We start from the raw sequence: 25,603 nt of genomic DNA on the forward strand, positions 1-25,603 counted from the left end.
ATATAAATAATGAAAGGCATGGGTTCATTTAGCCGCGCAATTCCCCGTGGGTCAAGTGTTACTCTGGTTGCAACAACGGTGGTTCAGGAATTATTGCCCCTCAGAGAGAGGGGCGGAAGTCGAATACCGATCGAGGCATACAAGCCTGGGAGACAGCATGCCGCGCCATAGTGGAGCGACAAGATCGGTATGATGGAGAGTTAAATCCAGTTCTTGCGACGGAATTCGCGCATGGTATCCGCGACCCACTGCATTTCCTGCGGTGTACCTAGCGAAATGCGGCACCAGTTATCTGCCGGAGGAAACGCGCGACCGATCAGCACGCCTGCATCCGCCATATGTTTTTGGTAATCCTTAAGTGGGACGACTAACTGGTGGAAAACAAAATTTCCTTCAGACGGCAAGTACGGCAGCTTTAGGTCATCTAACGCTTTCAGCAGGATTTGACGCGACACGTCATTACTCTTTTTGCTGTAGGTGATAAATGCCCGATCGTCCATCGATGCCAATGCGGCATCCACGCCGCTGAAGTTGATTTTCTCGCCCGCGACATGTCGCCCCAGCAACGCAATGACATTGGGATGTGCGACGGCATACCCAACGCGCATACCGGCCATGGCATGTATTTTAGAGAACGTTTTAAGCAGAATAATGTTCTCTGCGCCTTGGGTAATCATCGGTGAAATAGAGCGAAAACGAGGATCATTGACAAACTCGGCGTAGGCCTCATCGACGATGAACATCGTATTCGCAGGCTTACTGGCAATCCACGGCTCGATTAAATCCGCTGGCGTAATCGTGCCAGTAGGGTTATTAGGATTGACCAGATAAACGATGGAGGGGCCAGAGTAACGGGCAACGGCGGCTTTTAGCCCTTCAATATCAAACGCCCAGTTGTCGAGCATGTTGACTTTAGTGATTTTAATTCCGGCAATATTGGCAAAGTGCTCGCCGTCACCGTAGGTTAATTCAGGAATAACCAACTGTGCATCCAGCGACGCGTAGGCTTCGATCGCCGCTCGGATGCCTTCCGACGATCCCGCCGTCAGTAAAATAGAAGGAGCCTCCACCTGATGATGCGCTGCCAGTTTATTGCCAAGCATCAAAATTTCATTTTTTGCGTAGCGGTTGGCTTTCACAACGGCATCACGAGCAGCAGCTTGCGCCTTGGGCGACATACCCAGTGGATTTTCATTAAAATTAATACGGATCGGGTTATTGGTCGACGGGGCGGCAAATGCTGCATTTTCAGGCTGAGTCTCGGCAAAAGCTTGCGAACTTAATCCCGTTGTTACCGCCGCAGACCCCAGCAATGCGCCAGAAAGTTTTAATAATGCTCTGCGTTTCGGGTTTAACACGTCGCTTTCATTGATTAAAAAATTCATCAAAACACTCTCCTTAGTTACATAATGGCAGGAGAGTTAAAGCATAAAACGCGCCAATTTTTCTAACCGATCGTTCTCTAATACCTTGCCAAATAGGCGAAATAATATTTTCTTACGCCAGATTTTCCCGTACAGCGGGAAAGTTCACCTTCTCTGCGTATCGATTAAAGGTAAAAAAAATTTATTTATTCATCCGGTAATTAAACCAAATGATATGAATTACTTATGTAAGAGAACCATCATGACGAATGAACTGATGCATCATGATGCGTTTGCACTATGAGATAGCAATTGAGTCATGTTGGCTTCTACCCGATCGCTCAGAATATGCTAGAGGTTATTCGAGTGGTGGCGCAGCCAGAAAGCGGCGTGCGAAACAAGAGTTAGTGGATGCTGCTTTTATCCTGAAACGTTTTACGCCAGTCGGTCGGGCTCACGCTAAAACGCTGTTTGAACTGCTGTCGAAAAGTGACTACTGACTGAAAACCCACGCTATCCGCAATCGCTTCGATGGAGTGAGAGGTCGACTCTAGCAATGCCTGGCTATGGTGAAGCCGTTCCGCCGTTAACCAGTCGCTAACCGTCATGCCTGTGGCACGGAAGAAATGCCGGGTAAATGTTCTGCGACTCATCTGCACCCGGCTCGCCAAGGCATCCAAAGAGTGGGGTGAACGGAGATGGCTGCGCAGATAATCTAGCAACTGATTGATTTTGCTATCCCGCGTATTTTCCGGCACCGGATGCTCAATAAATTGAGCCTGCCCGCCTTCCCGATAAGGCGGAATAACCAGGCGGCGGGCGGCACGGTTAGCAATAGCGCTACCGCAATGCTGGCGAACCAAATAAAGGCAGCAGTCAATTGCCGCTACCGTGCCCGCAGACGTGATCAGACGTCCATCTTCAACATAGAGCGCGTTGGTATCCAACTGCACATCCAGAAAACGGACGATAAAATCCTGCTCAAACGCCCAGTGTGTCGAGGCACGGCGGCCATCTAACAACCCTGCGTAAGCCAACACGTAGGTGCCCAGACATAATCCAGCGATCTGTGCTTTACGGGATTCTGCTGCACGTAGTGCATCCAGAAGCGACGCAGTAGGGCGTGTATCTGGGTGGTTCCAATAGGGAACGATAATCAAATCGGCTTTTTCCAATGCGGAAAAATCGTGCTCAACATTGATGGAAAAACCGTGTTGAGAAGCAACCATGCCCGGTTTTTCTGCACAGAAAAAAAGCGCAAACTGTTTTTCTTCATAGAGCATGTCACTGAAAACCATACTCGGTATTGATAAATGAAACGGGCTAAAATTTTCGCAGACAACCACCGCAACGGTTAGCAAAGCCATAATAGCCCTCGTTAAAGATCAATATGTTTCGGTTGCTTCTCGGTTCAGAATTGCACGCATTCACCATCATTTGGTACGTGCGCGATGGATTGAAGCTTTTCTTCACGCAGATAATCACGCAATTCGACACGACTCAGGAGGCAATGATTCACCGCTTCCATATGTGTAGCGACTATCGTCGCGTTAGGTACGATCTGATGAACGCGTTGTACATCCTCTTTTCCCATGATAATCGAACCTAAACCGGGGATAGTGGCATTACCGATATTCAGCGCCACCACATCAGGTGTGTGATGCGTCAAGGCATCAATAACATGCTGATTCCAGACGGTATCGCCTGCCAGATAAAACGTTTTCTCATGAGTATGCCGGAAAACGATGCCGCAAACTTCACCCAGCCGTTCCGCCAGTTGTGGATTGGCATAGGTTTCATCAGAACCATGTTGACCAGACGTTTTTATCAGCGTGATTCCATCATATTCCGTCTGCTCACCCAACACACGCACCGAGGTAAACCCCGCGCGGCGTATGATACCGGCATCTTGTGTATTTTGGCTAAAGATCGGCATCGTTTTCGGGATAGCGTCAATCGCCACATCGTCCCAATGGTCGAGGTGCGTATGTGTCACGATTACGGCATCAACATCCAGAATGGTGGCTAAAGGCAAGGGAAGATCGACCAGTGGGTTTCGCAAATGATCGTTTGCTGTTCCTGGAAAACCCGGATAGGTCGACTTTGGCGCCAACATCGGGTCAATCAGAAACGTTTTCCCACCAAATTCCAGTTGTAATGTCGCATTACGAATCTGCGTTATCTTCATCTTATTGCTCCTATATCAGGTGAACGGGTTGCGTTGGTACGCGCCAAATAGGATCAGTATAAGAATCTGGCAGATCGCTAACAGTGGCCTGAATGACACTCTTCGATGAGTTTAGGCCAATTTGTTTCAGACTCGTTGTTTATCATCGGGTGGGGCTATCCTATTGCTGTCTTCATGCACACTAGCTATCTTAACTAACTGGCTATCTTAACCAACGTGCTGTTTCATCACTGAAAAGGATCATCCTATGCCCCATATTGATGTCAAACACTTCCCAAGAGACCTGTCTGAAGAAGAGAAGAAAGTCATTGCCGAAGATCTTGCGGCGGTTCTGAAGAAACACTTCGGTTCTTCTAACGATTCGCTTTCTGTCGCGTTTAACGAAGTTCAGCCAGAACGCTGGAAGGATGACGTTTACGATCCGATCATCAAACCACATTTGGATACGCTGGCAAAAAAACCGGGATATTCGTATTAAAAAATACGCAGAAAAAAGCCGATAACACACTGAGTATTATCGGCTTTCATGATGCAAGATAGAGCAGGGGATTACGCTGTTAGCAGTTGCTGTGCAGTGCTTTCAACCAGAGCCAGCAGGATTTTAACATCATCCAGATTGACCGTTGGGTTCAGCAACGTCAGCTTCAGGCAGGTAACGCCGTTAAACTCGGTGACCCCGACGTTGGCACGCCCTGACTCCAGCAATGCATCGCCAATGCGTTGGTTAAGCAATGCAATCGCCGCATCGTCTGCTGTCGCCAACTGCTGTGGACGATAGCGGAACAGAACACTTGCCAACTGAGGCTGCATCACTAATTCCAGCGAGGCATGTTCAGCCACATACTGTGCAACCTGCTGTGCCAGCGTAACACCGTGATCGATGATCGCCGCGTATTGCTGTTGGCCTAACGCTTCCAGACCCATCCACAGTTTCAAGGCATCAAAACGGCGCGTCGTCTGCAATGATTTTGACACCAGATTGGGTACGCCTTGCGCTTCGTCGAACTCAGAGTTCAGGTAAGCGGCCTGATAGCGCATCAGCTCATAATGACGTGCTTCTTTTAGCAAGAATGCGCCACAGCTGATGGTCTGGAAGAACTGTTTGTGGAAATCCAACGTAATGGAATCCACTAACTCAATGCCGTCCAGATAATCACGATACTTCTCGGACAGCAGCAGAGCGCCGCCCCAGGCTGCATCGACGTGTACCCAAATCTGGTGTTCCGCTGCCAGTGTTGCGATCGCCCGCAGAGGGTCGATCGCGCCAGCATCGGTCGTTCCCGCCGTCGCGACAATCGCCAGAATCTGCTCGCCGTTAGCCTTGGCCTGCGCCACTTTCTCCGCTAAATCGTTCAGATCCATCCGCGCGAAGCGATCGGTTTTCACCAGCGTGACACATTGATAACCCAAGCCCAGTAAAGCCATGTTCTTTTGCACCGAGAAATGGGCATTTTCAGAACAGAACACTTTAATTTTCTTCAGGTTACCAACTAATCCATCTTGCTGGATCGAGTGTCCTTGGCGTGCGAAGAAGGCATCACGTGCTAACATCAGCCCCATAAGGTTACTTTGGGTACCGCCGCTGGTGAATACGCCAGCATCGCCAGACTGATAGCCGACCTGAGTACGCAGCCATTCAATCAGTTTCATCTCAATGATGGTCGCTGACGGGCTTTGATCCCAAGAGTCCATGCTCTGGTTGGTGGCATTAATCAAGACTTCAGCCGCCTGACTGACCACCAAACTCGGGCAGTGCAGGTGAGCAACGCACTGTGGATGATGTACCGACAGGCTGTCTTTCAAAAAGTACTCAACCGCACGCTCGATAGCGGCCTGGTTACCCAGGCCCTGAGGATTAAAATCCAGCGTGATGCGTTCACGCAGTTCGGCAACCGTTTTTCCCTGATACATCTCAGGTTGTTGCAGCCACTGCATAACAGCTTGGCTACTTTGCGTAATCGCTTCCTGATAGGCTTCGATACTCTGCGCAGAAGAAGCCAGAATCGGATTGATTTTTGTTTCCACTGCTTCTTTTTCCACTAATTGGGACATCGTGGTCATTCGCTCCACTCAGACTGGCTTCACGCCAGCAGAAAGCAGGGCGTTTTCAAATTTATCCAGGAAGATTTCCAATTCAGCATTGCTGATCAGCAGGGAAGGCAGCAGACGTAGAACGCAACCGTTACGGCCACCGCGCTCCAGAATCAGGCCTGATTCAAAGCATTTTTTCTGCAACAGAGCAGACAACTCACCGTCAGCAGGATAGCAACCCATGTGGTCCTGCGCTTCACCTGGTTTAACCATCTCAATCCCGATCATCAAGCCCAGACCGCGAATGTGACCAATCACCGGATAACGTTTTTGCAGCTCAGCCAGTTTGGCTTTCAGCCATTCACCTTGCTCAGCGACTTTGTCTGCCACCTGATTGTCTTTGAGGTGCTTAAGTGTCGTCAGGCCAGTTGCCATGGCCAGTTGATTACCACGGAAAGTACCGGTGTGGTGGCCTGGAGCCCAAGCATCGAACTGCTTCTTGATACCCAACACAGCTAATGGCAAGCCGCCACCGACCGCTTTGGACATCACGATGATATCTGGCTCAATACCCGCGTGTTCAAAGGCGAAGAATTTACCAGTACGTGCAAAACCAGCCTGAACTTCGTCGATGATCAGCAGAATACCGTGCTCCTGCGTCACTTTACGGATGCGCTGCAACCACTCGGCAGGTGCCGGGTTAACGCCGCCTTCACCCTGAACGGCTTCCAGAATGACCGCAGCCGGTTTGCGTACGCCACTCTCAACGTCGTTGATCAGGTTTTCAAAATAGTAAGTTAATGCTTTAACGCCAGCGTCACCGCCAATACCCAGCGGGCAGCGGTACAGATGCGGATAAGGCATAAACTGGACTTCAGGCATCATGCCGTCGACTGCTTCTTTCGGTGACAGGTTACCAGTGACGGACAGCGCACCGTGCGTCATGCCATGGTAGCCACCAGAGAAGCTGATCACACCAGAACGGCCGGTGTATTTTTTTGCCAGTTTCAGTGCAGCTTCAACCGCATCGGCACCCGAAGGGCCGGTAAACTGGAGGCAGTACTCTTTGCCCTGACCAGGCAATAAGGAAAGCAGATATTCGGAGAACTGATCTTTCAATGGCGTTGTCAGATCAAGTGTATGTAACGGCAAGCCGCTAGTAATGACACGTTGGATGCTTTGCAGCACGTCAGGATGGTTATGTCCAAGCGCGAGCGTACCCGCACCCGCCAGACAATCAAGATATTGATTATTCTCAACATCGGTGATCCACACGCCTTCCGCTTTCGCAATTGCCAGAGGCAATTTGCGTGGATAACTCCTCACGTTCGATTCAAATTCAGCTTGTCTTGCCAAATAGGTTTCATTGTTTCCGTTTAATGAATTCGCACCTAAACTGTCAATACGGACTTTATCCGTCATCATATCTCTCCTACAACCGTGTGCTCACTGGCAACCACAGTTGAATAAATGAATTAAACATATAACTGCTATAAGAAAAACGCGGCCAATATAGGGTTTTTCAGTCACCGACTCAATGATTTATTTCGTTTCGAAACTTTTATTTTTTAACATAAAAATCAATAGCTTGAATGATTAATTGCTAATCATGATGCCATGGTTATCTTACATGCTTATTAAATAAGCAAAAAAAATCCTCCCGCCGCAGGATTTTTGAGCCAAAAAGGTGGTAACAACAGGGGGAAACAGCACTTTTTAGCGAGGGAAAACAGAGAGGGAACCACAGGATAGGGGAATGTGATACTGCTTTACGTGCTGTTTTCAGTCTATATAAAGACTGATGCAGAGATTTTGGATGCCTCGACAACCGGTTCCATCAGATCGGATTCCAGCGGTTTTTAAGATAATTAACCGCTTCCTGAGTCTGTGGCTGATTAAGGTAGTTTTCTCTGAACAGAATCGTGCCATTAATATGTGGCGTAGAGTCGTTCAAATCGAGCTGCTTTTTCAGTTCTGGCACGCCACCCTTTATCATCCAGTCTGGCTCATTCTTTGACGGCTCACCCACTTTATACAGTGCAACACCAATATAAAGGCGCGTGTTCGTAGGTTTCACCACATCCGCCCACCATTTTGCTAACACATCGTAGCGAGCAGCGTCACGTGCGAAAGGCCAATAGAGCTGCGGAGCAATATAATCCAGCAGCCCTTGTTGCACCCACTGGCGGGTATCGGCATAGGCTTCATCATAGGCCGCAGCACCTCGTGTATCGGAACCTGCCACATCGTGCGATCGGTTGCGCCATACACCCGCAGGGCTGACGCCGAATTCAACCTCGGGTTTCAACTGCTTGATGGTGCGCGAAACCTGCTCGATCAGTTGTTGAGTATTGTGTCGACGCCAGTCTGCTTTTGAGCCAAATCCCTGACCATATCGTTTAAACGTTTCGCTATCGTTAAGCGTTGAGGTCGATGATTCAGCATAGAAGTAGTCATCAAACTGCACGCCGTCAATAGCGTAGTGCGCCACGACTTCGGCCACGATACTGGTGATCCAGCTTCGTGCTTCAGGTATGCCAGGGTCGAGTACGAAACGATCGCCCGCAGTGCGGACCCAGTCACGGTGCAACACAAATACGCTGGCCGGATTCTGCGACAATGTACGGTTTAGTTCCGTCACGGTTCCTTGCTTGGTATTAACGGATACACGATAGGGATTAAACCAGGCATGGACTTTCATACCACGCTTGTGCGCTTCATCCAGCATGAATTGAAGCGGATCGTAGCCAGGAGCCTCACCAATATTGCCAGTCAACATATCTGACCAAGGCAATATTTTAGATGGCCAAAGCGCAGTGCCATCAGGTTTAACCTGGAAAAATACGGTATTGATACCGAGGCTTTTCAATTTATCCAATTTGCCTTTCAGCGCCTCCTGCTGCTGAGTCATGCGGATTACAGGGCTGCTGGCATTGACTGACGCCACTGGCGGCCAGTCAAGACGGGAAACCGTCGCCAGCCAGATACCACGCACCGGCTCCTGACTCTGCTGAGGAGTAGCTGGGAGTGGCGGTTTAGCTGAGGGGAGCGGGGTGACAAGCGAGCTCGGCGGCTTGGAGGCGCAACTGGCAAGTAGAAACGCAGCAGCAATAAGTACAACTGGCTTTTTCACGTGGGTTAGCTCTTATTTTTGCGGCTATTAGCCCATGGATCAACAACGCCATCATCATTAGGTTTTGCGAGCGAGGCATCATCCAGAGAATCAAGATACAGTGCTTCAACCTCAGCGCGAGCCCACGGCGTCCGACGCAAAAATTTTAAACTGGATTTCACACTGGGATCGTTTTTAAAACAATTGATGTTGATCTGTCTACCTAACTCAACCCAGCCAAAACGTGCAACCAGCGCATTGACTTGCATTTCAAGCGTTACGCCATGTAAAGGGTCTTTAGAAATATGAGCAGCCATGTAGTCGAAGTCCGGTAGTTTCAGATTTTGCATCAAAGGAAGGGTACAAGAAAGTGGAGTGAGCGGCAATGATATGCGGCCATGTGAGTATGACAATGTTGGCACCAAGATAGTGAGAGTATGTGGGGCCAAGATAAACGACCTTTAAATGCAATTTAACATAATATACATTATGCGAACCTACGAATGAACAGGCGGAAACTAGCCGTACCACTGAGCAAATCCCCGCATTCGCAAAACTCTTTTCCAGCCTCAACTATCATCTCTGTGGCTGACAATCTGGTAATGGTAAATTTTCCGCTCGGGCCAGCGAACGGCAGCAAAAACTCTCCACCATCCCACGGTTCAGCTCGAGTCCAGTCAGGCCGCAATTTTCCACGCCGCAACAAACGTGCGGCATTTTTGGACTCTGCACTATCAGTCGAAAAATTAACAACCGAACTCAATGGCCAATCCCACGCATAGCCATTCCCAGCAAACGAGTCAAATACCGTTTATTGCGAGAAATAATTTTCCGCTTCATGCGTACTCCAATTAGGCAATGTTGCCTAATTGCCGACTTAAAACTACGATCAATGTTATCGTAGACAGAGCTTGATTCACACTCTACTGGCATAACTACGAGCTGTTTTGGCGCTTCTGTTCCGTAGATGTAAGCCTCTGTTTCTCAATAGAGATAAATTTAGTGCTACACCGGCTTGAGTGTCACTGAACCCCGAACTGCTTCGTGGTGAAAAAATGGTCGGGATTGAAATATTCATCCATTAGGGGAAGTAAATGGAAATTTCCGAAATTATTATTCCTACATCTACAATAATTAATGCATTGCTTATTTTTGTAGGTGCTTATGTTTTATCCCCCGCAGCAATGATTGCAAGAGATTTTCTCATTCTTCGCCTAATTAAACATTTCATATTGAACAAATATTATTGGGAGAAAATGGAGTTTATGCAAATGGATAAAGCGTATCTAGATATCAAATACAATAAGGAGTGGTCAGCAAGAGATGTACCTGATAGTGGGGATGGTGGGTTGTATGAGATTGATTCCAAAGAAGTATCAAGAGCTGAGTTCGATGAATATAAAATGCAATATGATTTTCACAAGCAACGATATATAAATAATTATAACGCCTTGATTGTTAGAAATAATTTAATAAATAGGATTTTTAAATATTATAAGTTAGATGATTACCTTGAGGCTATAAGGAAAGACGCTGATTCGAAGTATGAAAGATGGGTCGCACATCTGAAAAAAGACGATTTCTGGGAAGCCCGTAGAAATAACATAAATACAAAAAATTGCGAATAGTTGTCATGATAATGACTATAGTAAAAAGGCCAACGTGGGAAAGATTTTCACTTCGGCCTTTTTAACATTCAGGAATGAACACCATGCTCAATACGGGTGATCAACCTGAGAACCTCATCGACCCCAGATTGATGGGGTAACACTTCCTTGGGCGACCTCCATCCTAGTGCGCGATTCGGCTCTGATAACCAGCGCTCAGCCAGACCAGCGTCACCCTCGAATAGTTCCACAGCTCGTTCTGATACAGATGCCACTCGCAATGTACCGCTACCAGTCGCGTCATCGAATGATTTTTTCAATTGAGAAATTTCGTAGGTTTTTCGCTCCAGCGAACCCATCTGTTTCAGGCTGGCAACATCGTGTGTTATGGGATTTCGTCCTGAAATTTTCATATAAACCTCCAATATATCAATCAGATAAAAGTGAATTCAGTGCGGGAGAATCATCTAGATTGTAGCCTGCGGCCAACGCCGCACAGCCCAAAAAACGAGTTTTTGAACTGTACGGCGTTCCGATAAAAATACATCGGATAATTTTCCATGCCGGAGTTTGCGATGACACGACTGTGGTTCTGCCCTCGTCAATGGCGCGACTCATCGCCTCGATGCGCTCAGCCTGGCTAGCACGATATTTCTCCAGCCGACTAATATTTTTTACAGACATCAACAACGAGCCTCCCTCTACAGCACATGCGATAAAATTCCCTGACACTGCGCACAACGAAAAATAAAATTATTTAAATTCAATGTATTAAAATTAAACCAGATGAATTTCAGTACAAAAATACGCCGAATTCAACGATGTGCTACAGCGGGAAAACCCACTAACCGCCCTCCTCGCTGAGCGCTGCGGTGAGCGGTCAGCGGATTTTTCTGACCTGCAGAACGACAACAATATCAGTTTTATCTGCACTAGAACCCTGACTAGTGAACGATGGGAGCCACGAAAATCCGGTTTCTGTGTTGGTTTTTTTATCATCCGCCAGACCACCGAGCAAAATAATGTCCCCATCATTCAACGAAATGTCGGTAGAGATTTCCCGTTTTATCAGTGTAGGCGAACCGTTCACGCCGTTATTCGTCGCTGTAAAATTACTCAACTCCTGCCGAATTCTCAGGTCAATGACATCCAGTCTGACTGCGGGTGCCACATCAAAAATTATTCCCGCATCCCGATAAACCACTGATTGGATTGCCGATTGCCCCTGAAAACTGGTATTTCCTAGCGTGGGCGTCGAATTGCCAACCGAGAAAACTGCATTAGCGCCTGATCGAACCCTGAGCGTTGGCGCGGAGATGGTTGTAAATCTCGAATCTGTTTTAAACAACTCTATCAAAGCCGTCATCGACCCCGAACCGATTTTTAGAAAATTTTCGTATCCGCGAGAGTCGCTACCTCCTATTTGAAAATTTAATTTTGAATTCAGCAGGCTAGCTGCCAGCTGTAACCCCGAACCATCGCGGGAATTAGCCTGAATTTCATATACATAGCCAGAAACGACAACCTCATCCGCCCGAACGTCGACTAGCGGCAGCGCCTCGCTAATGCGCCTAATTTCAGCTTTCGTTCCATAAAAAACCAGTGAATCTGGAGAGTTTTTATCACCAGTAGCCAAGGAGTTAAATTTCCCACCCTCGCCCGCCATCGGCGCTAGTTGGGCTGATAGGTACTGAACAGACCGATAACGAGGCTGGTAGGTGTATGAGAATTGAGATATTTTTTTCTCGACCTGAACTCGTTTATAGAAAAAATCTGTCCCATTTTTGGATTTCGTCTCCACACCGATGTCGGACATATACTCGATTAAAAATTTCCTAGCATCCTGTTCCGGCATCAATCGGAACGAGATTTTTTCAGGCATCGCGACCACGTCAGGCGACAACCTGAACGGCTGTTTCAATACCTGAGCATAGAAAACAGACAGCGCATCGGGAATCGCGACAGATTTCAGCTCAAAATCAACACCAGAACCAGACCCCGCCGCGAAACATTGAGTCGACAACGCCAGAAGCATCGGTAAAACAATTTTTCTCATTTTCATTTAACGTTCCCTGACCATGTGGTTACAAGTTCGCCATCTAACACGCCTGATATAATCGCGCCGTTTACAACAAAACCCCCTGCCGGTTCGATCCGTTGACGGCCATCAGCGCCAGACAGGATGACGAACCGACCATTTTTATCCTGAATTAGCCCACTAACCCGCCACTGTGTTGAAATTTTCGGGGAGGCAACCGGCGCAGGAACGGCGGGATTTTGCTGGGGCTGGCTGACCGCTCCCGCAGGCTGATTTTGGTGAACGGGTGCTTTTTTATTGTCAGGATGGAAAAATCCCCATAAATACCAGCCTCCTGCTGACACTAAAATTACTAACGCCGCGATAGTAATTAGCAGGGTCATATTTGAAAAAATGGATTGCCGTTTATCGACAATTTGTTCCAAACCATTCCCGTCATATGACTGATATAAAGGAAAAATTTTTTTGTCGTAAAAATAATTTTTAACCGATACACGCTCGGATTTAGTTAATTTCGCACCGCCGTAAACCTCCACCCGATATGCAGACCGCAGCCCCAAATTTTTCAATTTGGTCATTTTGTAGGTTGTTTCTGTCCGGTCACGAATAAATCTGGGAAGGTTGCTAATCGATTGATTTATAACAACTAAATCGCAGGTTACTCCGGTCTCTGGGTGAGAAAAATGCCGGTGTTCGGCGATGAACGAACGATGATTTTTAGGGACGCTGGAATCAGCTCCCCATATACGCCACGCTTCGTCAACACAGATTAAATCCCCCGCACGGCAAAAAGTTTCTTTCCCATCTGTTTCAGCATCTTTATATGGAAAAAATAATTCATCCTGCACCATCTCATTAGTGACGCAAATAACCTCGCCCATATTTTCGGTTTTATTATTTTTCTGAATAAACGCATATATTTTTTCAGGGTCGAGGCCATAAACGTTGGAAACAACTCGTCGTCCCTGCGCCACTGCGGGGATTATCACCGACCTAACGACCTCAAAACTTTTTCCGCTGCCAGGCACACCGACATACGCTGAAATTGACATAATTATCAACCTGTTATTGGAATTCGTCGGATAATAAATCGCGCGATAATTGCGGAAACCATCATCGTGATTCCAGTCGGAACCTGAAATAAATTTAGAAAATACCACACCGCATCAGGTAGTTGACCGAATAACTCAATCAACGGGAGCGGAGATACATTTACCAATGACAACAAAACCGGTACGAACTCCTGAACGACAAAAAATAGAGCGAACATGATTCCGAATTTAACTACGACTCCGCGCAACAGAAACCCCAGCCCCGTATATAGTGCAGCCAGCATATTTATTCCTCCATTATCAGGCAGACATCACGCGCCGAAATGCGGCAAATCCCCAGCAAATCAGGCAAAACAATTTTATGAGCTCGCGGTTTTTCTCAATTAATTCGCAATGCGAATCGACAATGAAATTTTTATCCCAGACGGAAAATTCAGCCACTGGGCACTGAACTGACCGCGAACCGATCGAAAAATTTTCCCATTCAGGAAATGCCCCAATTAGAGGCGCTAAAATTGTTTTTCCGTCTGGCGGTGCATCCAATGTTGGTTGGACGACAGGCGGTTCTGGCTGCGGATTGGGTTCAGGATTCGGCTCCGGTTGCGGCTGGATTTCTGGTTGCAGGTCAGACCACGGGGTAGTCCATTCCGCCTGAGATGGATTGGGCCGACCAACGGCGGCAGCGGCATCGCGAATATCCTGCGCAGTGACCAGCGGCTGACTACTGGAAATCGAGATTCCCTGATAGTCGGGCTGGCTGGCCGTATCGAGCAGCAACGAATTTAAAACGTCAGCCATTTGCTGCGCGTTCAACGGTGTTTTTCTTGCGGTTTCCTGCTGGGCGGTCGTGATATCCGGCGATGTTGGGGTTATATTTTGGTCATAACTAGCATTTTTATGAACGGAAAAAATTTCTCCGAGCGAAACCATTTTGCCGCTGTAGGAAATATCATACCCAGCCTCATACTGGGTGAATCGACCATCGCCAGAGGGAGTGACTCGATTCATCCGGAGGGCCGCCCCGTAGGTGCATTGCGCACCGCTAGGACAATACAGGCCCCCACTGTCCGCACGAAATTTATAGGCCGACAAGACTAAATTTTCTGGATGATCTCCCGATAAAAACGGAGTTGTGCCGCCCTTGCCCGCACCGATATAAAATTTCCTGCCATTATCAACATTTTTTATGTCCGCACTGGACGAAATTCCCGCATTCGGGTCAGAACCAAAAATTTCATCCCCCACATTCAGCAGAATCTCCCCCAGCCCCGCCCACGACAGCGCGCCATTAGCCAACTGCCAGCGGGTTGGATTCGAGTATCCTGTGGCGATCCTAGCAACTGATTGATTTACAGCAGCTTTTGTCGCATTGCTAAGAACCTGCCGTTCTGCCGCAGATACGGCCATCTGGGCTGCTCCCCGACTAATGGCCGACCTCAGTGCGAACCCGCCGATGGCTTCTGCCCCGACGACCAGCGCCGGAATCACGGCATGAGCTGTGGCACACAGAAACGCCGCCCCTGCTACTGCAAAAACAATTTTTTTCATCTAGATGCCCCTCAGTCCGGTGATAACTGCCCATCCGCAGACCAACCCCCAGAGGAAAAAAATCATTTGCCAATCCATTTTTCAACCCCATGAAAAATAATAAAAAAATGGGAGGATTCCCCCTCCCAGTAACAGAATTATCCGCCGCGAACGAGCCCCATAATCGTTCGCACGCCTTTGATGGCCAGATATAACCCCATCAATCCGGCGGCAATCGCCATCACCGCAGTAACCACAGCGGTTACAGAAAATCCCTCGGTCACGCCGGAAAAATCCAGCGCCGCCGACGAGCCATCAGCAGCAAAAACCGCAGCCGGTGCCAGAATTGACGCTGTAGCTACAACAACAGATGCAAAAATTTTTTTCAATTTCATGATTTATTTCTCCAGATTAATTAATTGATAAAACACATTTTTTTGGCTTTTTTAGCCAAACCTCGCCAGTCGCAGCAGCAACCCACAGCAGTGGGATACCAACCACAGACCCAATACGCTATTGAACGCAAAAAAATAAAAATCAGAATTTTGCGTCCATAACTCACTCACGCATCCCTCCTGTAATCGGTGAGAACCGCGATAAAAAAACTCCTAAAAAAACGACAGGTTTTGTAGATGGCCACACCGAAAATCACGAAACAAAAAATCGCGTCTATCATCTGCCCCCCTAAAACAGTTTTTTATTTCTGGTCTGGCAGCACGTCGATCAAATCTGATTCGAGCGTAATCTGAACGGCGGCACCGTTTTTACCGCTATAGGCATCCACCCAAACCGGCACAAGAACGTTTTTACCGACAAGACGTTGAAATTTATCGAGAATCCCAGAATCGACAAATTTTTTCGGGATGCGCACAGCAGTCTGAACCGATTGCTGACCACCCCAGCCGTCTGGGCGGAGATTTTCCACACCGAGCTCGTAAAAACTGTACGAACCGGAACTATTAGTAAACTCACGATTTCTAGCGCCAAGGAATTTACCCTGTAATAACAAAGACATAATATTAACTCCTATATAGTTTGCACATCTACTGACCGCAACCACGCACGTTTTTCCCCTGATGCTGGCCACAAAAAAATCGGGAATCGAGCCATCTGACCCTGCTGTAATTCCAGCGGAAAATTTTGGAACATGGATTCAGCGCAAAAAATCGACAGCTCTAGCCCATTTTCGGAACCAACTCCAATCTCGACCAGCCCATCTGCGGCTGGCCGACAGCCCAGATACAGCCCATCTACCCAGAAATCAAAATCAAAATAAATGTTTTCCGAATCAATCATTTAATCCCTCAAATTTGCAGCGCCTCGCGGTAAACAGAAATTTCCCCCGGTGTTAGGGGTAGTTTTCCGCCCTGTCCGGCCGTCAGTAGCGCCAGCGCCGTCGGTGCATCAAAAAAATCGATTAAATCTCTGAGCGTCCTACCAACAGCGCGTCGAGCCCACGAAATTTTCGACTCCAGTGAGACAACCGTTTTTTCTACCGGAGTTCGGACAACGGCGGGTTCAACTGCCACTAGAGCCTCCGCGAATTCATTGCACCCAGCAAATGCGGCGTCGATATCCAGCAGCAGGTCAGTCGAGATTTTTTTCAGCTCGGCCTCGTGTCTAATCCACGGCGTCGCTGGGTCGGAAATTTTTTGTTCTGAGTTCTTATCGTAGGTGCGCCAGTAGACCTGAGACGAGCGGGAGCCGACGTAACAGGTTTCGCCGAGAGATTTTTGATTTCGGCGAGTAGTGATAATCTGAATCTGGGGCGGCATACCGACCCCACCATAGAACGCCCCCGAGTCATAGGCATCCACAGCGGACTGAACATTGGTCGCGCCAGAAAAATCATCAAATGCGATATCTAACCGGTTCAACCGAAAAACCTGCAAAACCTCATGCAAAAATTTGTGCAATTCTAGAGGTGTGCGGTTCTCAAAAAACAATTTACAACCATGGCCATTTAGATAGAGATAGAATGTATCCCCGTTTCCACCATGCGCGAGAACCCCACAATTTTGCTTGCCAGAGGAATCGAGAATAGCGTGGTGTTCGAGATACCCCTGATAACCGCGACCCGTTGGTGATGATAGATACAGGCCTAGAAATTTATTTACTAATCCTGTCAGGCGTTGCTCCAACGCCTCGGTTCTTTGCAGCTGAAATAAATGTAGATCACCCGACTCTGGCATTTTAGGGAATTCTGACCACGGACAGATCTCACCGAAAAAATAGTTGTCCATATATTTCAGGCTGGAAATTGGCGCAGAAAATGACAACGTGTCAATAATTGTCTGAGGCATCGAATTCACCCATGAAAAAATTAAAACAAAAATTTCGTAATTCATCTGCGTTTTTACAACAGTAATAAAAATTACCGATTTTTAGGTGAAACCCCTCACCATCGAACGATTCTATAATCAGGTAAAAATCGGCCGAGAAATATTCAGCAGAGGTGTTGTCTGTGTCTACCCCCGTATTACTGGTACGGGGGTTTTCGGTGTCGTATATATGCATAAGGGCCCCACGAAAACTCTCTGAGGCAATTTGATCAAAAAATAACGGGCATGGCAAACAGGCCATTTTAGAGATGAAACTGAATAGGTTCCGCCAGAAAAATACCGTTATTTTTCATTTAAAAACATAGTGATATCGCGATATTTTATGCTGTCAGCGGATGTGTTTTGCCTATAAGGAATTTAACAGGAAATTTACAATCAGAATGGTAAAAAAACGATAAAGTTCTGCAGTGGGAATAACTATTTTTTTGTTATTTCATGCCTGTCAGATAGCCACATTAGAGGATGTGAGGCATCAAAATCAAAATCTACTACAACTGGAACCAAAATTCCGTCCCCAGATTGCAATCCCAAACCATGAATATAATCCCAATCGGCGGCAGGAACCAGAATTGAATAATTTTCTGTGTGACCAAAATTAACACGCCTAATAACAATCGTGTGCAATCCGCACGCAGGATAAAAATCCAAACTCACAAACCCTACAAATTGCCCTGAAATAAAAACATCACATGCATCTAAAATAATTTTCAGGTTGCTCATCACCACTCCGCACAAAAAATCAGCAAAAGATATTTTCGGCCACAGAACGTCCCCGAAAAAAATTGACCAAAAAAATGCATTTTCCTGATAATGGTTTCGCATAATGGGGATTATGCAAAAGATGACCCTGCGTATTTTTCAGTTTCGCAGGGCCATTTTTTACATAATCCCTGCCCACATTATGCGAACCAGTGGGTGAACAGGCGGAAACTGGCCGTTAAACTGAGCAAATCCCCACATCCGTAAAACGCGTTTCCGGCATCCGCATACATTGAATGGCGAGCGCTTGTTATTCATCAACAACGTCGCCATTCTTTCTTTACGCTATCCCCGCGTGAAGTCAAAATAGATTTTCTCGCCATCACTCATCAGGATCGTGACGTGCATTTTTCCATTCGGTAATAACCTGATTGTATTAGGCGCTAGCGATTTATGATATGGGTGGCTAAATAGACTTGGTTTCTCTGAGTAGGCATAGCTATTAAAAGATAACGCATCATTTTCCCAATGCACATTGTTGTATAGAGTATGCCAATTTTCATTCGCAGGCATATACAGATAAACTTGGCCATTTGTACCTTGGCGGATTTCCAACTGAGTCACACCGTTATTCAGCCATTTGCCGATGTAATTAGCGAGATCCTTATGGTTGGGTATCTCTGGTGCGGGAATAAAATCGCTCTTTTGAAAAGCAGTTTCCCTGCTCCTATCCTTAGGTGTATATAAGAAACATAACGGCATGACCTTATCCACTTTCACATAGGAAAAGGTCAATTTCTCATCCATGATAGCCTGTTCCATCTTCATGGTGCGAGACTTTAAATCTATTATTTTCAGCGTGTTATTATTTCCAAGTGAGGAAGTACGTAATATTTTCCCATGCTTATCGACAACGTAATCTGATGTTTCAACGCCTTCTTCAACGTTTGGTTTCTCACAGTTGAAAGCGTGCAGCAGCACTTTTCCGTCTGCTCTAAACTCGACAACATTGGCAATACCATTTTTCAACGGCAACATTGCCCAAGTTCCAACTAACGCATTTTTATCGATGGATGCAGGAGAATGGGAACATGCGCTTAGCAATGAGACAAGCAGCAATGCTTTTAAAGATTGGGTCATAAAACGTCCTGTTTATTTACGCTACGAATTTCATTACCTAAATGGAAAAATCTGATACTCAATACATTTGCTAAGAAAAGAAAAACCAGGCTGTCTTAATAAGATCCTGTTCTACCTCAAAAGCGGCAATGCTTTCTATTGGTTCAACTGAAAGCCCATGAATTAACTCATGGTCAAATACTTTATTACCTAATACGGTACGTGACACCAGCTCAGCCCTCAGTTCTGGGTTATTGAATCGGTTATTCACGTAAAACTCTCTCAGCGCCTCTTTTCCTTCCATTGACGGTGTTTCTGACGGCATGCGGTACGCTTTGAAGTCCGACGAAAAACATACCATGAAAGCATCTATATCATGTTCGTTATAAGCCTTAAACTGTGCTGCTACGACTAACTCGGGTGACATTACTTCTCTCCATTATGCGTTTATATTCATCATGCTACTTCAAGTTAAAGACACGCGGTATGATTTATCTGGGACTCTGTTCGTTTTCCTCTACAATGTATTTTCCAACCCGCTTATCAGGTCAATTCCCATGCCTAGACTGACTCAGAAAGACATGACAGAAAGCGAACAACGCCAGCTTAAGACGTTACTCGATCAGGCGAGAAAAAAACAGGGTCGTCCGTTAACCAACTCTGAAGGTAATCATATTAAAGACGATTATATCGATAAGCTGATGAAGGAACGTGAGGCCGTGGCAAAACAAGCCAGAGCAGAGAAGAAGAAAAATAAATTTAAACCTGATTCATCCACAACTTACGAATGGTCCGCGAATACAAATTTACGCGGCCGCCGCTAGTCACGCTGTAACACTAGACGTGTTACCCGGCAACCTCAGGGTCGCCGGGCGATCGTATTTCTTTTTATCTTAAAAGCGCCTGAGGTAAAGTGTGCTGCTGTTCCAGACGGAAATGCTCTATCGTTTGTGCCAGCAGCATGGACTGATCTTCCAACGAACTGGCTGCCGCAGACATCTGCTGTACCAGCGCGGAGTTTTGCTGCGTGACGCCATCCATTTCATTAACGGCGATCGTTACCTGGCTTATGCCTTTCGCCTGCTCATCCGATGCGGTGACAATCTCACCGATAATACTTTGTACTGAACTGACGGCATGCGTCATATCCTGCATGGTTTTACCCGCATCATTCACCAGTTTAACGCCACTTTCAACGCGCTGACTGGATTCCTCGATCAATGCGGCAATCTCTTTTACTGCACTGGCGCTGCGCTGTGCCAGATTGCGAACTTCCGATGCCACGACGGCGAACCCTCTACCCTGCTCTCCTGCTCGCGCCGCCTCTACCGCCGCGTTCAGTGCCAGAATATTGGTTTGGAAAGCGATACTGTTAATCATGGCGGTAATGTCGCCAATTTTCTTCGCACTATCATCAATCTGCGACATCGTCTGCACCACCTGACTAACCAGCGACTCACCGCGCTGGGCTATCTTCGTGGCATTCTCTGTCAACGTTGTGGCTTGATGGGCATTGTTGGCATTGTGTTTCACCGTGGCGGTGATCTCTTCCATACTCGCTGCCGTTTGTTCCAGTGCGGCGGCTTGCTGCTCTGTACGCGAGGCAAGATTGAGGTTGCCGCTGGCAATTTCCGCGGCACCTTGTCGCACTGAATCACTGGCATCTTTGATCTGCCCAACCACCTGGCGTAGTTGTGACTGCATCGTATGCAGCGCGAAGAACAGGCTACTGCGATCGTTGGCTTTCACGTCAATCACATTACTCAGTCGCCCTTCAGCAACAGACAGCGCGATAGTTGCGGCTTCAAGTGGTTCACCACCAATTGGTTTAAGCACTTTACGGCTGAATACCCAGCCCAACAGCGCGCTTACCAACAGAATGCTAATCACCATCATGATCACCGCGTTCATTAGCTGGCGCTCAGACGCGGCCATCACCTGACTCACTGGCGCAACAATCCCCAAATACCATTTCTCCGTACTGTTTCCGATGGTGACAGGCTGCCAAGTCACCAGCGCCTGTTCGCCCAGAATCGCATCGTCGTGCTGTACCACTGAAGACGTAAAATTGTCAGTCGGTCCTTGCCAGGCTTTGCTCGTTTGGGATTTATCAGGATAAGAGATGACTTTACCGGCGCTGGATAGCAACATCGCGTAGCCACCGCCTTCCCAAGGTTTAATCTGATTAATTTTTTGCTGCAATGACGCAAGAGAAATATCGGAAGTGACGACACCCCACAGTTTTCCCTGGCTGACAATCGGTGCAGCAACTGACGTCAGTAGCGTTGGGACGCCATTATAAGCATAGGTATAGGGTTCGATTAGCGTATCTTTCTGGCTCTTTTGTGGCAGCAGGTAGTAATCGCCCTGGCCGGGAGTCAGATAAGAAAGCAGAGGATGCATCGTGTAATTGCCAGCCTGATCGCGGTCAACAAACCAGGCATAGCGGCCTTTCGGTGCCTGACCCGGCTGATCGGCAAACTCAGCATCACGCCCGTCAAACACATTTTCTTCAAAAATGACTGAAACTGAGAGGTATTCCGGGTTATCCCGCAGGGCATATTCCATCATTTTATCGACCACAGCGCGGTCTTTAATGCCTGCGGATGGCAAAGCGACCAGCCCTTGCCCGAGGTTATGCGCCACATCACGGGCGTAGTTGAGTTCTTGTTGAATTCTCAAGGCTTCGCTTTGGGCTATCTGCTGTAAATAGCGCTCAGCAAGAGACTTTTGTTCACGACTAGACTGCCAGCTGAGCACACCGATGGTGACAGCGAAACCGAGTGCGATGGTGAGTGCGCCAGTTAACAATACCTGGGCGCGGGTGCTCATTGTCTTTTTTTGTATTAATTGTTTGGCCATTATGGCTCTCCTGGTGTTGACCCTTATCGTAATCAACATTCCCTTGCAATGAGTTCCCTGCTATTTGTCTATCGGCGTTTTTTTTTTGAACTTTAGCGGCGCAGGAATGAACAAGGGATAAGGGCCGGAGGCCAATGGGCGTCGGAGATCGTTTTTTACGTCATAGGCTTAGTCGCAGTCTGACGATGAGGCTGGCACCAGACTTTTGTGCATGTTAAAACCGGTAATCTGGAATCCCTGTTTTTGATATAACGCCTTGGCGACCGGGTTATGCGTAGCGACTCTCAGCCCGACTTCACAAATACCTAACGCCGCGATCGCCGCGTCCATCGCGGCTAGTGAGGCTTTACCAAAACCTCGGCCACGCCACGCTGGCAGAAGGCAAAAATCAGATACCCAGGCCGAATTTCCGTTCAACACTACCCACAAATAGCCGATGGTGACACCTTCATTATTTAAAGACTGAATGGACCATAATTTATTGGCGGGTGTATGAGTACCCTGCGGTAGCGCAATATCGATTGATTGCGTGGCAATCGCCCTCGCCTTTTCCGCATCATATCCTCGGGATGCTTGTAAATCCTGAGCATATTCAAGAATGAAGAACTGGCGATAGTTGGGATAATCCAACTCGGTCATATCCGTTAAATTTACCATTGCGTTCGCGTTCCTAGATTGGTGTGACAGCCAGACTCATTGCGGTATTCAACATTGGCGGCTATCACGTAATTTATTTTCAACATAATCAACATCATGACACAAACTGCACGGTTCCGATAATACGAAATGGAACCGTGCAAAAACGTCAGGATGGCGTTTCAGATGCCGTACTGGCCACCCGATCGCGGGCGGAAGAAGAACAAATAAAAGCCAGAATCACCATGGCAAGTACGGGTAACATCGCGATGCGCAACCCCGCGACCTCGCCAAGAAAGCCCAATGCAGGCGGGCCCACGAGAAAAGCAAAGTAACCCAATGTTGCGGCAATCGTGACGCGAACGGCACTGTTTTCTCCACTTCCTGCGGCAGAAATCGTCAGTGGGAATCCCAACGATGCACCAATGCCCCAGAAGATAACCGCAGCGGCGGCCAATAGTGGAGCATTAGAGAAGATCACCAGCGCCAGCCCCAGTGCGGCGGAAGCAGCACTGAATCGGAGGACATTGACCTTACCGAAGCGATCGACAAAATATCCTCCGGCAAAACGACCCAGCGTCATGCCTGCCGTAAATCCGACATAAACCAACGTCCCTGTTGTGTGGCCGAAGTTGTGGCCATCGATCATCAGTAACGGCAGCCAGTCGTTGGCTGAACCTTCTGCAAGCGCCATCGCAAGAATAACCACGCCAAGAATCAACAGACGGCGGTCCTTAAGTTCGTTGAAAACCTGGGTTTTGTAATTCCCTTTCTCTTCTTGCTCAGAACTGGCTAGATCGCTCAGCCATGGCATTTGGCGCATCAATAAAATAGCGGTAAGTATCGACAGTGCAACTACCGTGACAAAATGCAGCGTCGTATTAACGCCGAACGCGGTCATCGCCATCCCAGTCAGTGCGCCAACCAGCGTTCCCAGGCTAAAGAAACCGTGCAGCGTTGTCATTAGGCTTTTCTTCAAATGTTGCTCAAACGCCGCACCTTCAATGTTGATGGCGATATCAACCAGCCCAACGCCTGCACCGAAAATCAACAGTCCCATAAAGGCACCCGGTGTGAATGTCTTCGCGGCTGACGGCTTCATTATTGAGATAGTTATGAATCGTATATCCTTCAATCACCGCATCCAGCGAACACGCGGTCGCAATACTGAAATGGAGGTGAAGTGATTTTCTGCTTCGCGTCATCCACTCCTGCAATATCAGCCGATACTCTTCTTTACGCGATGCCAGCGCGTACAGTTCAAAGCTCAATGTCAGATGACGCGGTGTCGCCCAAATATCTCCACAGATCAAGTCAACCACCGCTTCGCGCGCGCTCTCGATGTCTTTTGCCTGCTTGAGACGAACTCGGAAGGCGTGTGATATGCCATCAACCATATAAACGAACGCGTTGTTCAGCAGCAGTTCAATACTGCTATAGCGATAGGTCAGCGTCCCCGGTGACAGCCCTGCCTGTTGCGCAATTTTTCGGTAGGTTGCCCCTCGCACGCCATGATCCAGTATGACTTCCAGCGCGGCTTCAAGAATTCTGTGTTGTGTATCTTTGCCATCATGCGTTGCATCGAGTGATGGTGACATCGTTCTGTTCCCCCTTTTAACTGGTAATTCTGGCGATCGTAATTCTTATAATAAAAAAGCCGCCAGTGAGTTTGGTTCCCACTGGCGGCTTATGGTAAACGAAAAGCGGTTTAGCCTCTCAATTTACTGTGATATTCACCTTTCAAGGTGTTGATTTCTGCTAGTGCCGCTTTCGCTTCACTCAGTTTACCGGCATCCGCTAGAGCCTGCGCGCTGTCGACTTTTTGCAAAATCTTATCCAGACCTTCCACATAGGCTTTTCTGTCTGGGCCATCAGCGGGTTGCTTGGCGAAATCAGGCGGCACCTGCGTTTTGGCATTCACAACATGTTCACGGAATGTGCTCAACGCAGTTTTCAATGTTGTAGCATCGTCCGCTTTAGTCGCGGCAGTATAACTTTTTTGCATACCGCGCATGTCTTCCGACACGGTCGCATTTGCTAAAACAGGTGTCAGCAAACTACCGGCCAACAGCACAGAAAAACAGATCTTGGTCATTCTATTCATCTTGAACTCTCGCTTGTGTTCCACAGCACGACATACTCAAAGAATCTGGCCCCCACACGCCGGCCAGCCCAATATTGCTTTTGTTATTTATATTGCCTACAACTATATTGCCTACAACACCACGACCAGATTACACCGTAATGGCAATTCTGATTTTATGGTTATTATCGTAAAGATGTTAAATTATTTTTAATCATTTTGCTGTTTTTGATTGGATGAATGTAAAAAGGCTCACCAGTATCGTCTGGCAAGCCCTTTCATCGCTCCCGTAGTCGTCACGCTCAGTCGTTAGTTCAACTGATAGTCCAGTGTAATCTCAGCCTTGAGCACTTTTGACACCGGGCAACCCGCTTTCGCTTTTTGGATAATCTTATCGAACGTGGCTTCATCAATCCCCGGTAGCTTCACTGTGCTGTGAAGCGCGATGTTAGTAATCGCAAATCCACCATCGACCTTATCCAGCGATACATCTGCCGTAGTATCAATCGACTCGGGCTTATGGCCTTCTTCGCCTAACATCAGCGATAGTGCCATAGAGAAACAGGCAGCGTGCGCCGCACCAATCAGCTCTTCCGGGTTCGTGCCGGGTTTACCCTCAAAGCGGGTATTGAAACCATAAGGTTGCTGCCGCAATGCCCCGCTTTCTGTTGAAACCGAGCCCTTTCCCTGCTTGATATCACCTTCCCAATGCGCTTGCCCTTTCTTATGAATAGTCATGCAATCTCCTCGTTATAGATTAGCCATTGGCAGCTATCCGAGTTGGAACGTAGCCATGTAATCGTCACGCCCTTTAAACCGTAGAACATATTTGGCATAACCCCAAATCAATTATTCTATGCACATAATTATTTCACTATATATAAATAAACTCAGAGATATATTCACTGCTTTATTATTTTAAGATAAAACCGATTTACCTATT

The 25,603-nt window shown here is 47.5% G+C and carries 28 protein-coding genes and 1 pseudogene; 3 read left to right on the top strand and 26 right to left on the bottom strand.

From position 1 onward, the window contains the following. Nucleotides 1–200 precede the first annotated feature (200 nt). The 3 genes from A6301_RS01450 to A6301_RS01460 form a co-directional block, all read right to left on the bottom strand. Nucleotides 201–1,385: a histidinol-phosphate transaminase gene (locus A6301_RS01450; RefSeq protein ID WP_234256914.1), complete on the bottom strand. Its 1,185-nt coding sequence runs from the start codon at nucleotides 1,383–1,385 to the stop codon at nucleotides 201–203. Nucleotides 1,386–1,768: 383 nt separating this feature from the next. Beyond that, complete coding sequence (locus A6301_RS01455; RefSeq protein ID WP_234256915.1) at nucleotides 1,769–2,731, bottom strand: GlxA family transcriptional regulator; 963 nt, start codon at nucleotides 2,729–2,731, stop codon at nucleotides 1,769–1,771. 44 nt (nucleotides 2,732–2,775) lie between these two features. Then, nucleotides 2,776–3,552, bottom strand: coding sequence for an MBL fold metallo-hydrolase (locus tag A6301_RS01460; RefSeq protein WP_234256916.1), 777 nt, complete (start codon nucleotides 3,550–3,552; stop codon nucleotides 2,776–2,778). A 247-nt stretch (nucleotides 3,553–3,799) separates the two neighbouring features. Between A6301_RS01460 and pptA the strand changes: the two genes are divergently transcribed. Then, nucleotides 3,800–4,030 carry a tautomerase PptA gene (gene pptA, locus A6301_RS01465; protein ID WP_107169511.1) on the top strand — a complete coding sequence of 77 codons (231 nt, stop codon included), beginning with the start codon at nucleotides 3,800–3,802 and terminating at the stop codon, nucleotides 4,028–4,030. A gap of 71 nt (nucleotides 4,031–4,101) precedes the next feature. Here pptA and A6301_RS01470 read toward each other — a convergent pair whose 3' ends face one another. The 4 genes from A6301_RS01470 to A6301_RS01485 form a co-directional block, all read right to left on the bottom strand. Further along, nucleotides 4,102–5,604, bottom strand: a complete 1,503-nt coding sequence (locus A6301_RS01470) for an aspartate aminotransferase family protein (protein ID WP_370642165.1) — start codon at nucleotides 5,602–5,604, stop codon at nucleotides 4,102–4,104. An 18-nt stretch (nucleotides 5,605–5,622) separates the two neighbouring features. Then, nucleotides 5,623–7,008: a diaminobutyrate--2-oxoglutarate transaminase gene (locus A6301_RS01475; protein ID WP_193555665.1), complete on the bottom strand. Its 1,386-nt coding sequence runs from the start codon at nucleotides 7,006–7,008 to the stop codon at nucleotides 5,623–5,625. Between the two features lie 412 nt (nucleotides 7,009–7,420). Next, nucleotides 7,421–8,716, bottom strand: coding sequence for a glycoside hydrolase family 10 protein (locus A6301_RS01480; RefSeq protein WP_234256918.1), 1,296 nt, complete (start codon nucleotides 8,714–8,716; stop codon nucleotides 7,421–7,423). Between the two features lie 5 nt (nucleotides 8,717–8,721). Then, complete coding sequence (locus tag A6301_RS01485; protein ID WP_234256919.1) at nucleotides 8,722–9,012, bottom strand: VF530 family DNA-binding protein; 291 nt, start codon at nucleotides 9,010–9,012, stop codon at nucleotides 8,722–8,724. Between the two features lie 777 nt (nucleotides 9,013–9,789). Here A6301_RS01485 and A6301_RS01490 point away from each other — a divergent pair. Next, nucleotides 9,790–10,323 (top strand): hypothetical protein, encoded by a 534-nt coding sequence (locus A6301_RS01490; RefSeq protein ID WP_234256920.1) that lies wholly within the window; start codon nucleotides 9,790–9,792, stop codon nucleotides 10,321–10,323. A gap of 68 nt (nucleotides 10,324–10,391) precedes the next feature. Here A6301_RS01490 and A6301_RS01495 read toward each other — a convergent pair whose 3' ends face one another. The 13 genes from A6301_RS01495 to A6301_RS01555 all read right to left on the bottom strand — a co-directional run bounded on the left by A6301_RS01495 (nucleotide 10,392) and on the right by A6301_RS01555 (nucleotide 19,506). After that, nucleotides 10,392–10,715, bottom strand: coding sequence for an MbcA/ParS/Xre antitoxin family protein (locus tag A6301_RS01495; RefSeq protein ID WP_234256921.1), 324 nt, complete (start codon nucleotides 10,713–10,715; stop codon nucleotides 10,392–10,394). A gap of 16 nt (nucleotides 10,716–10,731) precedes the next feature. Continuing rightward, nucleotides 10,732–10,986: a hypothetical protein gene (locus A6301_RS01500; RefSeq protein WP_234256922.1), complete on the bottom strand. Its 255-nt coding sequence runs from the start codon at nucleotides 10,984–10,986 to the stop codon at nucleotides 10,732–10,734. Nucleotides 10,987–11,182: 196 nt separating this feature from the next. Continuing rightward, on the bottom strand, nucleotides 11,183–12,364 hold the full coding sequence (locus tag A6301_RS01505; protein WP_234256923.1) for a type II secretion system protein GspD: 1,182 nt from the start codon (nucleotides 12,362–12,364) through the stop codon (nucleotides 11,183–11,185). After that, a complete protein-coding gene (locus A6301_RS01510) occupies nucleotides 12,361–13,392 on the bottom strand; it encodes a zonular occludens toxin family protein (protein ID WP_234256924.1) in 1,032 nt (343 codons plus the stop codon). The genes A6301_RS01505 and A6301_RS01510 overlap by 4 nt, the downstream gene beginning before the upstream one ends. A gap of 5 nt (nucleotides 13,393–13,397) precedes the next feature. Continuing rightward, nucleotides 13,398–13,676, bottom strand: a complete 279-nt coding sequence (locus tag A6301_RS01515) for a DUF2523 family protein (protein ID WP_255764361.1) — start codon at nucleotides 13,674–13,676, stop codon at nucleotides 13,398–13,400. 16 nt (nucleotides 13,677–13,692) lie between these two features. Beyond that, on the bottom strand, nucleotides 13,693–14,940 hold the full coding sequence (locus tag A6301_RS01520; protein WP_234256925.1) for a hypothetical protein: 1,248 nt from the start codon (nucleotides 14,938–14,940) through the stop codon (nucleotides 13,693–13,695). Between the two features lie 137 nt (nucleotides 14,941–15,077). After that, a complete protein-coding gene (locus tag A6301_RS01525; RefSeq protein ID WP_234256926.1) occupies nucleotides 15,078–15,314 on the bottom strand; it encodes a hypothetical protein in 237 nt (78 codons plus the stop codon). 302 nt (nucleotides 15,315–15,616) lie between these two features. Continuing rightward, nucleotides 15,617–15,934 carry a DNA-binding protein gene (locus tag A6301_RS01530; protein ID WP_234256927.1) on the bottom strand — a complete coding sequence of 106 codons (318 nt, stop codon included), beginning with the start codon at nucleotides 15,932–15,934 and terminating at the stop codon, nucleotides 15,617–15,619. A gap of 11 nt (nucleotides 15,935–15,945) precedes the next feature. Further along, the gene (locus A6301_RS01535; RefSeq protein ID WP_234256928.1) at nucleotides 15,946–16,215 is read right to left on the bottom strand and encodes a hypothetical protein; all 270 of its coding nucleotides are present in this window, start codon (nucleotides 16,213–16,215) and stop codon (nucleotides 15,946–15,948) included. Nucleotides 16,216–16,223: 8 nt separating this feature from the next. After that, nucleotides 16,224–17,267: a replication initiation factor domain-containing protein gene (locus tag A6301_RS01540; RefSeq protein WP_234256929.1), complete on the bottom strand. Its 1,044-nt coding sequence runs from the start codon at nucleotides 17,265–17,267 to the stop codon at nucleotides 16,224–16,226. A gap of 411 nt (nucleotides 17,268–17,678) precedes the next feature. After that, the gene (locus A6301_RS01545; RefSeq protein WP_015840314.1) at nucleotides 17,679–17,981 is read right to left on the bottom strand and encodes a hypothetical protein; all 303 of its coding nucleotides are present in this window, start codon (nucleotides 17,979–17,981) and stop codon (nucleotides 17,679–17,681) included. Nucleotides 17,982–18,305: 324 nt separating this feature from the next. Further along, nucleotides 18,306–19,100: a hypothetical protein gene (locus A6301_RS01550; RefSeq protein WP_234256930.1), complete on the bottom strand. Its 795-nt coding sequence runs from the start codon at nucleotides 19,098–19,100 to the stop codon at nucleotides 18,306–18,308. A 70-nt stretch (nucleotides 19,101–19,170) separates the two neighbouring features. Beyond that, entirely contained in the window at nucleotides 19,171–19,506 is a 336-nt protein-coding gene (locus A6301_RS01555; protein ID WP_107169517.1) for a nuclear transport factor 2 family protein, read from the bottom strand. Between the two features lie 130 nt (nucleotides 19,507–19,636). Between A6301_RS01555 and A6301_RS01560 the strand changes: the two genes are divergently transcribed. Continuing rightward, a complete protein-coding gene (locus tag A6301_RS01560; RefSeq protein ID WP_107169518.1) occupies nucleotides 19,637–19,903 on the top strand; it encodes a DUF3811 domain-containing protein in 267 nt (88 codons plus the stop codon). 64 nt (nucleotides 19,904–19,967) lie between these two features. On the opposite strand, the gene A6301_RS01565 is transcribed toward A6301_RS01560, so the two are convergent. From A6301_RS01565 to A6301_RS01590, 6 genes and pseudogenes are all read right to left on the bottom strand, one after another. Further along, nucleotides 19,968–21,941 (bottom strand): methyl-accepting chemotaxis protein, encoded by a 1,974-nt coding sequence (locus tag A6301_RS01565; RefSeq protein WP_107169519.1) that lies wholly within the window; start codon nucleotides 21,939–21,941, stop codon nucleotides 19,968–19,970. 168 nt (nucleotides 21,942–22,109) lie between these two features. Then, nucleotides 22,110–22,598, bottom strand: coding sequence for a GNAT family N-acetyltransferase (locus A6301_RS01570; protein ID WP_107169520.1), 489 nt, complete (start codon nucleotides 22,596–22,598; stop codon nucleotides 22,110–22,112). Nucleotides 22,599–22,746: 148 nt separating this feature from the next. Then, nucleotides 22,747–23,652, bottom strand: a pseudogene (locus A6301_RS01575) (MFS transporter); the annotation flags it as partial. Continuing rightward, nucleotides 23,597–24,175 (bottom strand): TetR/AcrR family transcriptional regulator, encoded by a 579-nt coding sequence (locus A6301_RS01580; protein WP_234256932.1) that lies wholly within the window; start codon nucleotides 24,173–24,175, stop codon nucleotides 23,597–23,599. The gene A6301_RS01580 and the pseudogene A6301_RS01575, both read right to left, overlap by 56 nt. Nucleotides 24,176–24,285: 110 nt before the next feature. Then, nucleotides 24,286–24,681: a cytochrome b562 gene (locus A6301_RS01585; RefSeq protein WP_107169523.1), complete on the bottom strand. Its 396-nt coding sequence runs from the start codon at nucleotides 24,679–24,681 to the stop codon at nucleotides 24,286–24,288. 288 nt (nucleotides 24,682–24,969) lie between these two features. After that, complete coding sequence (locus A6301_RS01590) at nucleotides 24,970–25,398, bottom strand: OsmC family protein (RefSeq protein ID WP_215483032.1); 429 nt, start codon at nucleotides 25,396–25,398, stop codon at nucleotides 24,970–24,972. Between the last annotated feature and the right edge of the window lie 205 nt (nucleotides 25,399–25,603).

Origin of the sequence: Pectobacterium sp. IFB5596, assembly GCF_021432585.1 — a bacterium.
In the GTDB taxonomy this organism is placed as follows: domain Bacteria; phylum Pseudomonadota; class Gammaproteobacteria; order Enterobacterales; family Enterobacteriaceae; genus Pectobacterium; species Pectobacterium punjabense.